This is a genomic window from Mesorhizobium sp. WSM3873 (assembly GCF_001672445.1).
Lineage (GTDB): Bacteria > Pseudomonadota > Alphaproteobacteria > Rhizobiales > Rhizobiaceae > Mesorhizobium.
In genome coordinates this window covers 154,586-168,910 of the sequence record NZ_LYTM01000004.1, presented here as the reverse complement: position 1 = coordinate 168,910, position 14,325 = coordinate 154,586, and the positions used below count along the sequence as shown (strand labels likewise).

General features: G+C 64.1%; 12 protein-coding genes, 1 other RNA gene and 1 pseudogene. 7 read left to right on the top strand and 7 right to left on the bottom strand.

Features of this window, described 5'->3' with window-relative positions; translation table 11 throughout:
- Positions 1–14: 14 nt before the first annotated feature.
- On the bottom strand, positions 15–809 hold the full coding sequence (modA, locus tag A9K71_RS04385; RefSeq protein ID WP_066990888.1) for a molybdate ABC transporter substrate-binding protein: 795 nt from the start codon (positions 807–809) through the stop codon (positions 15–17).
- 165 nt (positions 810–974) lie between these two features.
- On the opposite strand from modA, the pseudogene A9K71_RS32315 reads away from it, so the two are divergent.
- Positions 975–1,155, top strand: a pseudogene (locus A9K71_RS32315) (TOBE domain-containing protein); the annotation flags it as partial.
- 42 nt (positions 1,156–1,197) lie between these two features.
- On the opposite strand, the gene A9K71_RS04380 reads toward A9K71_RS32315, so the two are convergent.
- The gene (locus A9K71_RS04380; protein WP_066990886.1) at positions 1,198–1,992 is read right to left on the bottom strand and encodes a thymidylate synthase; all 795 of its coding nucleotides are present in this window, start codon (positions 1,990–1,992) and stop codon (positions 1,198–1,200) included.
- Positions 1,993–2,132: 140 nt separating this feature from the next.
- Positions 2,133–2,444 carry a DUF2853 family protein gene (locus A9K71_RS04375; RefSeq protein ID WP_066990883.1) on the bottom strand — a complete coding sequence of 104 codons (312 nt, stop codon included), beginning with the start codon at positions 2,442–2,444 and terminating at the stop codon, positions 2,133–2,135.
- 169 nt (positions 2,445–2,613) lie between these two features.
- Here A9K71_RS04375 and ssrA point away from each other — a divergent pair.
- Positions 2,614–2,974: a transfer-messenger RNA gene (ssrA, locus tag A9K71_RS04370) on the top strand.
- Positions 2,975–3,097: 123 nt separating this feature from the next.
- On the opposite strand, the gene A9K71_RS04365 is transcribed toward ssrA, so the two are convergent.
- Positions 3,098–4,303, bottom strand: coding sequence for a multidrug effflux MFS transporter (locus A9K71_RS04365; RefSeq protein ID WP_066990881.1), 1,206 nt, complete (start codon positions 4,301–4,303; stop codon positions 3,098–3,100).
- 207 nt (positions 4,304–4,510) lie between these two features.
- Between A9K71_RS04365 and A9K71_RS04360 the strand changes: the two genes are divergently transcribed.
- From A9K71_RS04360 to A9K71_RS04345, 4 genes are all read left to right on the top strand, one after another.
- Positions 4,511–5,194 (top strand): TetR/AcrR family transcriptional regulator, encoded by a 684-nt coding sequence (locus A9K71_RS04360; protein ID WP_066990878.1) that lies wholly within the window; start codon positions 4,511–4,513, stop codon positions 5,192–5,194.
- Positions 5,195–5,310: 116 nt separating this feature from the next.
- The gene (locus tag A9K71_RS04355; RefSeq protein ID WP_066990875.1) at positions 5,311–5,847 is read left to right on the top strand and encodes an SspB family protein; all 537 of its coding nucleotides are present in this window, start codon (positions 5,311–5,313) and stop codon (positions 5,845–5,847) included.
- Positions 5,848–5,856: 9 nt separating this feature from the next.
- Positions 5,857–6,054 (top strand): DUF4169 family protein, encoded by a 198-nt coding sequence (locus A9K71_RS04350; protein WP_066990872.1) that lies wholly within the window; start codon positions 5,857–5,859, stop codon positions 6,052–6,054.
- Positions 6,055–6,062: 8 nt separating this feature from the next.
- Positions 6,063–6,290 carry a ribbon-helix-helix domain-containing protein gene (locus A9K71_RS04345; RefSeq protein WP_066990868.1) on the top strand — a complete coding sequence of 76 codons (228 nt, stop codon included), beginning with the start codon at positions 6,063–6,065 and terminating at the stop codon, positions 6,288–6,290.
- A gap of 6 nt (positions 6,291–6,296) precedes the next feature.
- Here the strand turns inward: A9K71_RS04345 and A9K71_RS04340 are convergent, their stop codons facing one another.
- A complete protein-coding gene (locus A9K71_RS04340; RefSeq protein ID WP_066990865.1) occupies positions 6,297–8,099 on the bottom strand; it encodes a chloride channel protein in 1,803 nt (600 codons plus the stop codon).
- 177 nt (positions 8,100–8,276) lie between these two features.
- Between A9K71_RS04340 and A9K71_RS04335 the strand changes: the two genes are divergently transcribed.
- On the top strand, positions 8,277–8,708 hold the full coding sequence (locus A9K71_RS04335) for a helix-turn-helix domain-containing protein (protein WP_066990862.1): 432 nt from the start codon (positions 8,277–8,279) through the stop codon (positions 8,706–8,708).
- 98 nt (positions 8,709–8,806) lie between these two features.
- On the opposite strand, the gene A9K71_RS04330 is transcribed toward A9K71_RS04335, so the two are convergent.
- Both A9K71_RS04330 and A9K71_RS04325 read right to left on the bottom strand, forming a co-directional pair.
- Positions 8,807–12,772 carry an AsmA family protein gene (locus tag A9K71_RS04330; protein ID WP_066990859.1) on the bottom strand — a complete coding sequence of 1,322 codons (3,966 nt, stop codon included), beginning with the start codon at positions 12,770–12,772 and terminating at the stop codon, positions 8,807–8,809.
- An 88-nt stretch (positions 12,773–12,860) separates the two neighbouring features.
- The gene (locus A9K71_RS04325) at positions 12,861–14,273 is read right to left on the bottom strand and encodes an FAD-linked oxidase C-terminal domain-containing protein (protein WP_066990994.1); all 1,413 of its coding nucleotides are present in this window, start codon (positions 14,271–14,273) and stop codon (positions 12,861–12,863) included.
- Between the last annotated feature and the right edge of the window lie 52 nt (positions 14,274–14,325).

Here is a 14,325-nt window from a genome sequence, read left to right as displayed (position 1 = left end):
GTGTTAGGTCTTTCTCAGTTGCTCGGCGCGAGCACCGTAAAACCCTGTTCCTTGAAGAGCGCGGCGGCCTTGGCCGACTCGACGCATTTCAGGAAGGCAGTCGTATCCTTGTCCTTCGAATCCGCGGTCTGGGCAATCGGGTAGATGATCGGCGGGTGCGAATCCTCGGGGAAGGTGCCGACGACCTTGACGCCCTTTTCGGCATGGGCGTCGGTGGCGTAGACGATGCCGAGCGCGGCCTCGCCCGTCGACACCAGCTTGAGCGCGGCGCGGACATTCTCGGCCTGCGCGACCTTGCTTTCGACCGAGGACCAGACGCCCAGCGATTCCAGCGCCGCCTTGCCGTATTTGCCGGCGGGCACCGCCTTGAAATCGCCCATGGCGAGCCGACCGTCGCCGATGAGCCCGGCGAGGTCGAAGCCCTTCTCGACCTTCGCGTCGACCTTGGAGTCTTGCGGCGCCACGAGCACGATCTGGTTGCCAAGCAGCTTCACCTCGGTGTCGGGCCTAGTCAGCTTCTTGTCGGAGAGATACTTCATCCAGTCGAGGTCGGCCGAGACGAAGACATCGGCCGGCGCGCCGCCCTCGATCTGCTTGGCCAGCGCCGAGCTTGCTGCGTAGGAAATGATCGCCGCTTCGCCGACCTCGGGCTCGCAGGCTTTGTTGACCGCATCGAGCGCGTCCTTGAGGCTGGCCGCGGCGAACACGATCACCTTGCCGTCGGCGTGAGCCCCCGGCAAGGCCGCCGTCAACGCTGCCGTCAGTCCGCCAATGGCGATCGCCTTCAATCCAAAACCCTTGCCCGTCATGGAACCTCGCCCTCTTCTGAAAATCCGTTCGGCTCGAGCCCTGAATCGATATATCCGGATGAACATAACAAGAAAAGGATTTTTAGGCTCGGCGCCGTTGTGCGTCAGGATCCCACCAGCCCACGGTGAAGTCCGTTCGATACAGCGAGGCATAGGCGGATGTAGATCAGCGCCGGCAATATCCTGAAGGGCAAGGTCATCGTCGAGGGAGCGACCACCTCGCATGTCAGGATAGCTATCGGCGGCGGCGCCCCGACACGGCTTCGATCACCAACGAAGCGGTGGCCAATCTGCGACTGGGCAAGCAGACCTATAGGTGATCAAGGCCTCCGACGTCATGGCCGGGACTGGCTGGCGACTTGAGCGCTGGCAGCGCTCAAACCGGGCCTTAAACCGCGATCGGCGCCTTGATATTGGCGTCCGCAAAATAGTTCTCGAGGCGGAAATCCTCGAAGCGGAAGGCAAAAAGATCCTTCACATCCGGGTTGATCCACATCGTCGGCAGCGGCTTCGGCGTGCGCCGCATCTGCTCGCGCGCCTGCTCGAAATGGTTCGAGTAAAGATGCGCATCGCCGAGCGTGTGGACGAAATCGCCAGGCTTCAGGCCGGTGACCTGCGCCATCATCATGGTCAGCAGGGCGTAGGATGCGATGTTGAACGGCACGCCCAGGAAAACGTCGGCCGAGCGCTGATAGAGCTGGCAGGAGAGCCGGCCTTCCGAAACGTAGAACTGGAACAGGCAATGGCAGGGCGGCAGCGCCATCGCCTCCACTTGGGCCGGATTCCAGGCTGAGACGATCAGCCGGCGCGAATTGGGATTCTTGCGTATCTCCTTGAGAAGGGCGGCGATCTGGTCGATCTCGCCGCCGTGCCCATCCGGCCATGAGCGCCACTGCTTGCCGTAGACAGGGCCGAGATCGCCATTCTCGTCAGCCCATTCGTCCCAGATGGTGACGCCGTTGTCGTTGAGATATTTGATGTTGGTGTCGCCGGCCAGGAACCACAGCAACTCGTGGATGATCGACTTCAGATGCAGCTTCTTGGTGGTGGTGACCGGGAAGCCGCGCGAAAGGTCGAAGCGCATCTGGTAGCCGAACACCGAGCGGGTGCCGGTACCGGTGCGGTCGCCGCGATCGGAGCCGTTCTCCAGCACATGCTTCAACAGGTCGAGATATTGGCGCATCGGCTCGGCCTCGATTCGGATGACAAGCGATCATAGCCGACTGGGTGTCGGTCGAATACCCAAAGCCTAGGGATGTCGATCCGGCGCCGAAAAATCCACGGCGCCGGCACGTTGCCATGCCGGCTGCCGATGGCCTTGCCTCACAGAGAACCCAGTTTGCCCAGGTCCTTCGCCACCAGATAATAGAAGGTCACGCGGCTCTTGGTGTTGTCGGCGGCCATCGCCTTGCACGCCTTCTCGATCGAGGCGTCGGCCTTCTTGGCGTCGGCAATCCCAAGCTTCTTGGTCACCCAGTTGTCCCGGACCCGCTCGAGCTCCTTCGGGTCCGCGCAGGAGACCAGGGAGGAATCGCGGTTCCTGAGCGCGATGCCAAGATGCTTGACGATCTTCTCGACCGCATCGGCGCTGGCGCCGGCATCGTATTTCTTCACATCCGCAAGATAGTCGGCCATGAAACTTCCCCTCGTCGGCGCCACGGATCCGATCGATGAGGCTTGTGGCGCGCCGCGCAACTTGTGCGCTAGGTCAGATATTCCTCATCGCCGGGGGAGCTTCGATTGAGTAGACGCGCAAGTCAACCCTCGGCTGTCGAGTTTGGCGCAGGGGACAAGCCTCGACTTGGCCCTTTCATTTTCCGTAACCGCTCCCTATATTCGCTTCGTCGGCTTGACCGACTATGGCGATAAACAGGCGATGAAATAAGCCGTTCGGACCCGGGGGCGGTACCCGGCGCCTCCACCAAAAACCGCTCTTCCAAAGGGAGCGGCTTTTGCTGGGGGCGAAATAGGATCGACGAAGGTGTAAAGATCGTACTTTTGCCCGGCATTGTACCACCGTCATCGGGCTAAACTTATAGTTGCCAACGACAACTATGCGGAAGCTCGTCTCGCTGCTTAATGCAGTGCGAACGCTTCAAATCAAGCCCTAGAGGTTCGCACTTCTAGGCGGGGTTCGGAGGTACCTGGCAACAGAAACCTCCACCTTCCCCCTCGCCTTCTTTCCAAGTCAATTGAACGGCCAAGCATGCTTGGCGCGCATGCTTGCGGTCCTGCCTGAGCTGAAAAGGCCGGGCAATCCCGGCCTCTTCCGATTTTCTATCCGCGTCTTACTCGGCAGGCGCTTCGACCGGTTCGCGCGCACGGCCGAGCGTCAGCTTGGCCAGCATGAAGGAAATCACCGCGCAGAGCGTGATGCCGGCCACCATCGGCAGCGGCGTGCCGTCGAAGAAGAGGCCCGCCACGCCCATGGCCAGCGCGCCAATGGCGAAATGCAGCGTGCCCATCAGCGCCGATGCCGTGCCGGCGATCTCGCCATGCTCTTCCATCGCCAGCACGGAGGTGGTCGGAATGACCAGGCCAAGGAAGCCGTAGCCGACAAAGAGCAGCGCCGCCATCACGTCGAGCCGGTCGACACCGGATGCCATGATCGCGAACAGCGCCACCATCACCGTGGCATAGCCGGTCACCGCGACCCACACGACCCGCTTCAAGCCGAAGCGATCCGCCAGCATCCCGGTCAGCTGCGACATGCCGATGAAGGCGACCGCGTTGATCGAGAAGAACACGCTGTAGACCGACGGCGACAGGCCGTAGTGGTCGATCAGGATGAAGGACGAACTCGACAGATAGACGAAGAAGCTCGCAATGCCGAAGCCGGCGATCGCCGTCAGGCCAAGGAAGTTGCGGTCGCTCATCAGGTAGCGGTAACCGGCAAGTGCCGTGCCGAAGGACGAGTTGGCGCGCTCCTCCGCCGAACGCGTCTCTTTCAGCGAGGTCGCGAGCAGGATGGTGGCTAAAGCTGCTGCGCCCGTTACCGTCCAGAACACGGCACGCCAGCCGAAGCTCTCGATGATCTGGCTGCCCGTGAGCGGCGCGAGGATAGGCGACACCGAGAACACCAGCATCAGCAACGACATCAGCTTGGCGGCCTCGTTGCCGGTGTGCAGGTCACGCACGATGGCGCGCGGCACTGCCATGCCGGCGCTGGCGCCGAGCCCCTGCAGGAAGCGGAAGGCGATCAACCACTCGATATTGGGCGCCATAGCCGAGCCGACGCCGCCAACCATGAACAGCGCGAGTCCGACATAAAGCGGCAGCTTGCGCCCGACCATGTCCGAGATCGGTCCGACGACGATCTGGCCGAAACCCATCGACAGGAAGAAGATCAAAAGGCTCATCTGCACGGCGGCGGTGCCAGCCTTCAAATCCGCACCGATCGAAGGCAGTGCGGGAAGGTACATATCGATGGCGAACGGGCCGATTGCGGACAACAAGCCTAGCACGACCGCGATGCGGAGGAATTTGGGACTCATGATAAGGTTTCTTTCGGATCTGGTTGCCGCCGTGGTCCGGCGTCTACCCGAGGACGTTCCATCCCGTGGAACCCCGACATCCGGGATGTGAAATCATCGTCGCTTCAAAGCGCGATTCTGTTGTTCCCGGGAGCGGACTTCGCTTTATTGTGTCTACAAATTTAGACAGGCTTGTCCAATTCGTCAATCATCGCTATATAGTTTTTTATGAAGGTCGGCGTTTCTCCTGACACTTTCCCGCCACGCAGCCATGAGGCCAAGCGCATATCGGTGGTTGATGCTGCCGCTTCGGTCTTCTGCCGCGAAGGCTATGCCGGCGCCAATATCGACCTGATCGCGGCCGAGGCCGGCGTTTCGCGCCAGACCGTCTACAATCACCATGGCGATAAGGAAAAGCTGTTCATGGCCATTGTGCGCGACCTGACAGAGCGCTGCAATGCCGGCATCTTCGCCACCATTGCCACCTTTCCCGACCAGCCCGCCGATCTCGAAGCCGATCTTGTCGCCTTCGCGGTGCGCATGAACCGCAACTGTATCTGCAACCGCGACGGCCGCTTCCTGCGCAAGCTGATCCAGGCCGAGGGCGAGCGCTATCCCGACCTTTTTGCCGAGTGGCGCGAACAGGGACCGGGCCGCACCTGGTCGGCGCTTGCCGCCCGCTTCGCGCGGCTGGCCTATGCCGGGCACCTCTCGATCGACGATCCGGACGTGGCGGCGCGGCAGTTCCTCGCACTCGTCAACGCCGAGTTGCAGACAACCTTCATGCTCGGCGGCATACCGACGGAGGAAGAGGTGTTGCGGTCAGCGACCAATGGCGTGCACACCTTTCTGGCCGCCTTCGGCAGGAAGAAAGCGGCAGCCGCCCGGCAGGCCGCCCTCGCCCACGCCTGAGCGATCAAATCGCCGCCAGCCCTCTTGGCCTTAGCTTTCGGCGCCTATATGCGGTTTACGCCGCGCCCAAGCTTGATTACAGCTATGCGGACGATTCAATGGAACCCGACCGTCACATGGCCGACGACCACATCCGCTACGACATTCTGGCTCAGGAGGCATTGCGCGGCGTCATGCGCAAGGTCCTGGCCGAAGTCGCGCGCACGGGCCTTCCGGGCAACCATCATTTCTTCATCACCTTCCTGACCGGCGCGCCGGGCGTGCGCATCTCCTCGCGGCTGCGCGAGCGTTATCCGGAGCAGATGACCATCGTCATCCAGTTCCAGTACTGGGACCTGAAGGTGACCGACACCGGTTTCGAGGTGGGACTCTCCTTTTCCGACGTGCCCGAAAAGCTCGAAATCCCCTTCTCCGCCGTGCGCGGTTTCTATGACCCATCAGTGAATTTCGAACTCGAATTCGACGTCAAGGCGGACAACGCAGCGGAAGACGACGACGCCGCGCCGGCCCCGGAGCTGCCGATCGCGGTCGTGACCGAAAAGAAACCGGAATCGAAGAAAAAGGCCACCGAGGCCGAGAAGAAGCCGGCTGCCGCCGATACCGGCGGCAAGGGTGCCGAAGTGGTTTCGCTCGACGCCTTTCGCAAGAAGTGAGCCGGGGAAATGGGCGAGGTCGTCAATCTCCGCCAGGCCCGCAAGCAGAAAGCGCGCATCGAGAAGGAACGCCTGGCCGGGGAAAACCGGGCATTGCACGGCCGTTCCAAAGCCGAGCGCGAGCGTGACCGGCTGACGTCCGACATGACGGAAAAATTCATGGACGGCCATCGCCGCGAAAAGCCCGGCGATCCGGACCGGCGCTGAGCGCCCGGATGGCCGCTGTCGAAAAACGCTCGGTGACGATCCGCGGCCACCGCACCAGTTTTTCCCTGGAGCAGCCCTTCTACGACGACTTGGTGACGATCGCGACGCAACGTTCGCTGTCGCTCGCGGCCCTCGTTGCCGAGATCGACGAAACGCGGACCCGTGACGCCAACCTCTCCTCCGCGCTCAGACTCTACGTGCTCGCCTGGGCAAAGCGCGGCGGCAAGGCGTCTTGACCGGCCTCAGACCGGATCGCCGAGGCTTTCCTGCGCCTTGCGCTTGGCGCCGAAGCTGAGCAGGGCCGAACGGTCGCGTTCCTCGGCCTGTTTTTTCGACCGCACCCGCATCAGGTCCCTCCAGCCGATATAGCCGACCAGCCGTGCATCCTCGCGCGAGACGACCGGCAGATGCGAGACGTTGGCCAGGAGCAGCTTGTCTGACAGTCCTTCCAGATATTCGTCGGGATAGGCGAGCGTGACCTTGCTGCCGGCCAAAAGTTCGCCGAGCGTCGTCTTGCGGTGCTTGCCGGCGCGGCGCCAACGCAGGATCGCCGGCGGATCGATGAGGCCGAGCACATGGCCTTTCTCGTCGATCACAGGAAAGCTCGGATGGCGCGTGTCCGGCGCGGTCAGGAATGCCGCCGCGCCGTGCAGCGTCATCGTCGCCGGCACGCTCTCGACCTTGGTCGTCATCACCTCGCGCACCCTGGTCAGCGCGAAGGGATCGACGCGGTATTCGCGAACGAGGTGGTGTCCGCGCCGCGCCACCTTTTCGGTCAGGATCGATCGCTTCATCAACAGCACGGTGACGGCATGGGCGGTGGCGCAGGCTGCGATCAGCGGCACCAGCATGTGGGTGTTGCCGGTGAGTTCGACCGCGAAGAAGGTCGCGGTCAGCGGCGCGCGCATGGTGCCGCCCATGGTCGCGGCCATCGCCAGCAGCGGCCAGAAGCCGGGCGTCGCCTCGGGCAGGATACCGGCAAGCACCGCGCCCATCGCGCCGCCCATGATCAAGAGCGGCGCCAGCACGCCGCCCGACGTTCCCGAACCCAGCGCCACCGACCAGACAATGGCCTTGACCACCAAAAGCGTCAGTGCGGCCGCCGCCAGCACATGGCCATCCAACATGTTGGCGATGTTGTCGTAGCCGACACCGAGCGCCTGCGGCTCGATCAGTCCGCCGATACCGACCACCAGGCCGCCGATCATCGGCCACCACATCCAGTGTATCGGCAGCTTCTGGAAGGCGTCCTCGCACGCATAGACCATTTGCGTCAGCAAGCCGGAGAGCAGGCCGGCGGCAATCCCGACCAGCACCCAGCCACCCAATCCGGCGATCGACGCTTCCATGCTGCCCGAGAACGGGAAGATCGGTCCGGGCAGGTGCAGCAAGGTGCGTTCGACCTCGGCGACGATGGCGGCGACGGCGACCGGGATGAAGCTGCGCGGCGTCCATTCGAACAGCAGCAGCTCGACGGCGAGCATGATTGCCGCGATCGGCGTGCCGAACACGGTCGTCATGCCGGCCGCCGCGCCCGCAACCAGCAACGTCTTGCGTTCATTGTCGCTGACCGGCAGCATCTGCGCGATCAGCGAGCCGATCGCCCCGCCGGTCATGATGATCGGCCCCTCGGCGCCGAACGGTCCGCCGGAGCCGATCGAGATCGCCGACGACAATGGCTTCAATACCGCCACTTTGGCGTCGAGCCGCGAGCGGCCGAGCAGGATTGCTTCGATGGCTTCCGGAATGCCGTGGCCGCGGATCTTTTCGCTGCCGAAGCGCGCCATCAGCCCGATGACCAGCGCGCCGATCACTGGAACCAGCACGGCGGCATAGCCGAGCGGCGTGTCCTCGAGCCTGAGCTCGGCCAGTGTGAACTGGCCGAAATAGGCGATGTTGGTGGCGAGCCTTATCAGCTTCAACAGCGCGATGCCGGCAAACAGCCCGGCGGTCGCCACAACGACTGCGATGGCGGCGATGATGAGCACCCGCGGATCGGTGGTGAAGTCGCGGAGATGGCCGTTTCCGGCATGAGCGGATTTCATTGGGGAGCCTGAGCTTTCTGGCGGCGCGGTACCGTCCGGTTGTCGGCCGGCTACATATCGTAACACGATATAATTCTTCAAGGCCGTTTTTGGTGGTTGCTCCGCGTCATTTGGTCCTGGATGCGCCAGGCTTTCATAAGAGTTGAGCTTTGGCCGGAAAGGGCGATAAGTCGTGGCATGACGCATCCGAAGAAACCACGTCCCGCCATCAGCCAGGCCGACTATCAGCGGCTTTCGGAGTTCCGCTACCTGATCCGCCGCTTCCTCGAATTCAGCCAGTTGCAGGCGAATGAGGCGGGCTTGACCCCGCGCCAGCACCAGGCGCTGCTGGCGATCAAGGGCTATCCCGGCGGCGGGCCGGTGGCAGTGGGCGATCTGGCGGAGCGGTTGCGCATCCGCCACCACAGCGCCGTCGAACTGGTGAATCGGCTGAGCGAGGCCGGCTTGGTCGCGCGGGATCAAGACAAGGCCGACCACCGCCGCGTCCTGCTGCAACTCACCCCGCTCGCCGACGACCGTCTCGCCGAATTGTCGGCCGCCCATCTCGACGAGCTTGCCCGCATCGAACCTATGCTCAAGCGCCTGCTTTCGCGGCAGGAGCCGGTTTGAGCGCTACATCCAGCGCTGTCCTTCGCGACGTCTTGGGTGTTTTGTTCGCCCGCGATTCCGGGCGGAACCGCTATGCAGTTTTCCTGGAATAATGGGTTTCAACCGCCGTCCAGCGACTTCAGGAGGTTGTCGATCGTGAACGGATTGGACTTGGGCTTCGGCGGCTCTGGAACGGAACCGTCGTTGACGCCGGGAAGCGACCGGTCGACTTTTGGCGCCTGCTCAACCGCCCTGCGTTCAGCTTCCAGCCTCGCCTGCTCGGCACGCTTGCGATCCGCCTCGGCCTGGGCTTTCGCGGCTGCGGCCTGTTGCTCGGCCTTTGCCTTGGCATCGGCTTCCGCCTCTGCTTGCGCATCAGCCTCGGCCTCGGCGCGCGCCTCGGCCTCGGCCTGAGCCTTGGCGTCGGCTTCCGCTTTTGCCCTTGCCTCTTCTTCCGCTTTGGCTTGCGCCTCGGCTTCTGCCTTCGCTTGCGCCTCCGCTTCGGCTTTCGCCCTGGCTTCAGCCTCGGCTTTCTGCCGCGCCTCTTCCTCTTGCCGGCGCAGTTCCTCGGCCGCCCGGTCGCGCTCCGTCTGCAGCGCAGCGTAGTAGCGCACCTCGCGCCGCAGCCTCTGCTTCTCGAGCAGCGCCGCCTGCATCGCCTCGACGCGCTGCTGCTCCTTCTCCAGCGCGCGCTGGGTCAGGAACTGCGCCAGCGGCGCGCTGTCGAACTGGAGCGACGTCGCCCCGATCTGGCCTGCAAGGCTGAAGTTCACAGCCGGTTCGGAGCCGACAAGCGCCTCGTCGCCCGGTCGATAGGTGATCGCTCCCTTGGCGGCCAGCGTGCTCGCATCGAGGTCGGCGGTAACGTCCGCCGACAGCGTCGCCGCCGGATTGTCGAGGCTGATCGGCGGCGCCCGCAGCGTGCCATTGGCAACGGTGAAGGGGATATCGGTGTTGCCGGCCGCGAAACTTCCCTGTCCGGCGATCTCAGGCGCGAAGCCGGCGGTCTTGGCGGCATCGATGTCGCGTCCGATTGCATCGGCCTTGGCGATGACGGGGGCAAAAGCATCGGGATTGATGCCGGCGATGGTCAGTCCCTTCAGCGCGGCCGTGCCGGACCCTGACAGGGCGGCGATCATCGCATCGACAGACTTGCCGCTGGTCGACAGCGCGGCCGAAATGTCGCCGCTGCCGCTGATTCCGGCGCCAGGCAGCACTGCGGCAAGGTCACTGCCCGCCAGCTTCAACTGACCCGATAACAGACCGGTGCCCTCCGTGTTCTTGAGCTCGAACAGGCCGGTCAGCGTGCCCTCATAGAGCTTGGCTTTGAGGTCCGAGACACGGATGCCTTCCCGGTCGAGCTTCAGCGACAGCGTCGCGTCATGCGCGGTCGCGAACGGTCCGGCGGCAAGGGCCGCCGTGTTGAGGTCGAGATCGGCGCTGAACGGCAGGGTCGATTTCCGGCTGAACGGCGTCGTCGGCCAGCCACCGTCCTTCCCGGCGAGGAAGGACTGGTCGCCGAACAGCGACACCGCCAACGGATCGAGGTCGAGCTCATCAAGCGCCAGCGCGCCGGCAAGATGCGGCAGTCCGTCTTTCATGTCGGCGTTGACGTCGCCGGACACAGTCGCCTTGTTGATGGCGCCGCTGAGCCCGCTCAGCACCAGAAGCCCATTGCCGAAGTCGGCATCGCTGGCGAGCGAAGCCGACGTGCCGGTGCCCATGCCGGGCAGCCCAACACCTGTCGTCATCAGCCATGGCTCGATATCGGCGGCGTCGAGATTGACCTTGCCCTTGGCGGTGGCGCCTTGCCCTGTCTCGGCGATGGTCCCGTCAAAGCTCGCCCTGAAATCGTCGGCCGTCAGGTTGAAGCTGGTTGCCAGACCGCCGCCCAGCGAGCCTTTGGCCGTGATATCGGTGGTGGCCTGTCCAAGCATGCCGAGCGGCAGCGCCGGCAGGCCGTAGAGTGCAAGCAGCGTGGCGGCGTTCTCGTTCCTGGCATTGAAGGTGATCGATACCGGCGCATCGGGAAGCCGATCCCGCGTCCCCCTGCCCGAAAGCGAAGCCGAGAAGGCGGAACCGCCGGCCTTGCCTTGCGCGGAGAGCGCGAGTCCGGTGGTGCTGTCGCCATTGTCGGCGGCACTTGTCACCAGGTCGATCCGGGCGTCCTGGAACAGCTCCGGATAGGCAGCAACACGGGCAGCCAGGCCTTTCAGAACCTGATTGTCCGGATAATGCTGGGCTGCGACATCTATGAGCGGTTTGAGATCGACGGCCACCACGGATGCGTCGAGGTTGCCGGTCGGGCTTTCCGGAAAATCCTTGATGCGCCCGGTGGCGCTGATCGAAGCGCCGGCGAGCCCTCCGACCGAGAGCCGGTCGATCTCGAGCAGGCCCTTGCGCAGCCTCAACGCCGTATCCACTCTGTCGGCGGTCAGCCCGGCGGCGCTGACCGGGCCCGCCTTGATCTGGAAATCGAGGTCGCGGTCGGAGAAGCGGTTGGCGCCCTTGTCGCTGACGAAGATCGAGGCGAAGGCCGCCAGCCCATCGACGTCGAGCTCGCCGCCCTCCAGCTGCATCAGCACCGAGGGCCTGGCGCCATCGGGCTGGCTGGAATCGATGCGGCCGGAAAATTTCGCCTTGCCGAGGATCAGCTCGAGGTCGCTGAACGACTGCCGGTTCTCGCTGAGATCGACCTTGGCCTTGAAGCCCGCCGCCGGCAGACGGCGGATCGCGTCGTCGACATCCTTCGACAGCCAGGCGGCGAAACCGGACGGCTGTCCGACGGCAAGCAGCAGGGATCCGGTGAAGCCGAAATGGTCCTCGACGTTCAGCATGCCGTCGGCTTCAAGCGTCGCCCGCCCGGGCAGTGTCGCGGCGAGCGACTTCACCGACCACCCGCCTTCGGCCGGCTCCGCCGAGAGCCGCACGTCGCGAACCGTGGTATCGCCCGCCACCACGGCCGGCAGCCTGACCTCGACCGTGCCCGGTATCGTCGGCTTCGGCATGTGCTGAAGCGTCTGCTCGAACGCCGCGATACGCTGGTCGAGCGTCAATCCGGCACCTGCGGATGCGCCCACCGCCTCGTCGAACTGCACCTGCGCGCCGTTCGCTTCGATCGAAAAATGCGGTTTCAGGCCGAGATCGACCGAGGCCTTGCCGTCGGCGGTATAGGGGTTGTCGAGCGGTCCGGTCTCGAAGCGGAATTCATCGACACCGAGCTTCTGATGGTCGAGCGCGAATTTGCCGTTCAGCCGGAAGCCGGGATCGGGCTTGCCGGCGCTGACCTTCACGGGCTCGCCGTCAGTGCCGCGCAATTCGGCCGAGCTCCTGTCGGCCCCATTCTTGTCAGAGGCCGAAACCTTGAACTGACCGGAATAGACCGCCGCGCCTTTGACGATGCCGGCGTTGCCGTCTGTCTCGATGATGAGCGGATAGGCATCCGGGTCGGCTTTGAGTCTGACCCGCATCTGGCCGTCGGCTTCCGCTCTGCCGGTTGAGGCCGAGACTTCCGCGCGCAGGCCGTCGAAGCGCAGCGAGCCGTCCATCCGCCATGGACCGGCGAGCGACTTTGCCGAAACGGTCGAGTTGATCTCGGAGATAAAATGGCTGCGCCCGCCGGCGGCATGGCGCAATTCGATCTGCCCTTCGGTCACCGTCAGCTTCTCGATCGCGATCTGTCCGGGATCGAAGGGCGTCGACGGCCGAATCGCCCAGTCGACCGTGCCGTCGCCGGCAACATCGATGGTCGCCTTCGGATGCACCAGCCGCATGTCGAAGATCAGCAGTTCGCCGCGCAGGAACGGCGCCAGCTCCGCGTCCATGGAGAAGGTCTCCATCGTCATCGCCGGCTGTCCCCCAGGGCCGCCTGCGACCTCGACATTGGAGAAGGTCACCGAAGGGAATGGCAAGAGCCGCGCGGTCGCGTCGCCTTTCACGGTCACCTTGCGGCCGAGGATGGTGCTCGCCTCGCGCTCGAAATCGGCGCGGTAGCCGGTCCAGTCGATGAAATACGGCACCACCAGCGCCGCGCACAGCACCAGCACGAACAAGCCACCGAAGATCACGAACAGGCGAGCGAGCATCGGCCCCAAAGCCTAGGATTAAAGTCAGCCGCACTCTACCCGCATCCGCGCGGCGATAAAGAGGCAATTCGGCTGCAACCCTCGGCTTCTAGGCTCTCGGCAAGATCTTGCCGGGGTTCATGATGTTCAGCGGGTCGAGCGCCTGCTTGATGGTGCGCATGACGTCAACGCCATGGCCGAGTTCATGGCGCAGGAAGCTTACCTTGCCTTGGCCGATGCCGTGTTCGCCGGTGCAGGTGCCTTCCATGGCGATCGCCCGCATGTTGAGCCGCGCGACGAATTTTTCAGCGAGTGCGATCTCCTGCGGGCTGTCGACATCCATCAGCACCAGCACATGGAAATTGCCGTCGCCGGCGTGGCCGACGATCGGCGCGATCAGGCCCATTTCGGCAATGTCGGCTTCGGTCTCGGTGACGCATTCGGCAAGCCGGGAGATCGGCACGCAGACATCGGTCGAAAGCCCCTTGGCGCCGGGGCGCAGCGTCAGCGACGACCAGTAGGCGTCGTGCCGCGCCTTCCAGAGCTTCGTCCGCTCCTCGGCGACGCTGGTCCACAGGAATGGTCCGCCGCCATTCTCCTCGGCGATCATGCCGAAAGTCTCGGCCTGTTCGGCGACACCGGCGTCGCTGCCGTGAAATTCGACGAAAAGGCACGGGCTCTCGGGGTAGTCGAGCTTCGAATAATTCTTCATCGCCCGCATCTGCAGCGCGTTGACCAGTTCGATGCGCGCCACCGGGATGCCCATCTGAATGGTCGCTATCACTGCGTTGCATGCGGCCTCCAAGGTCGGGAACGGGCAGACGCCGCCGGAGATCGCCTGCGGAATGCCCTGCAGCCTGAGCGTCAGTGATGTGATGATGCCGAGCGTGCCTTCCGAGCCGACCAAGAGCCGCGTCAAGTCGTAGCCGGCCGAGCTTTTCTTTGCCCGCTTGCCGGTCGTCACTGCCTCGCCGTCGGCCATCACCGCCGTCAGCGACAGCACGTTGTCGCGCATCGTGCCGTAGCGCACGGCATTGGTGCCCGACGCCCGTGTTGCCGCCATGCCGCCCAGCGAGGCATTGGCGCCGGGGTCGATCGGGAAGAACAGGCCGGTGTCGCGCAAATGGCGGTTGAGATCCTCGCGTGTCACTCCGGGCTCGACCGTGCAGTCGAGATCCTGCGGATTGACCGAGAGGATGCGGTTCATGCGAGAGGTGTCGATGGATATGCCGCCGCCCGGCGCATTGGTGTGGCCCTCGAGCGAGGAGCCGACGCCGAAGGCAATGACCGGCACACGATGCGCGGCGCAGGTGCGCACGATCTCCTGCACCTCCGGCGTGCTTTCGGCGAAGACGACGCCATCCGGCGGCTGGGTCGGGATGTAGGTGGTGGTGTGCGCATGCTGGTCGCGGATCGCCTCGCCGGTCTGAAAACGCTCGCCGAACCGCTGCTTGAGGATGCCGAGCGCGGCGGCGATGCCTTCCTCGTTGCGCTCGACGGGGTTGAGGTCGCTCAAAGCCATGAATTCCTCCGCGAATGGACCAGCGGCCACTCTTGTAATGCAGCTATGGATG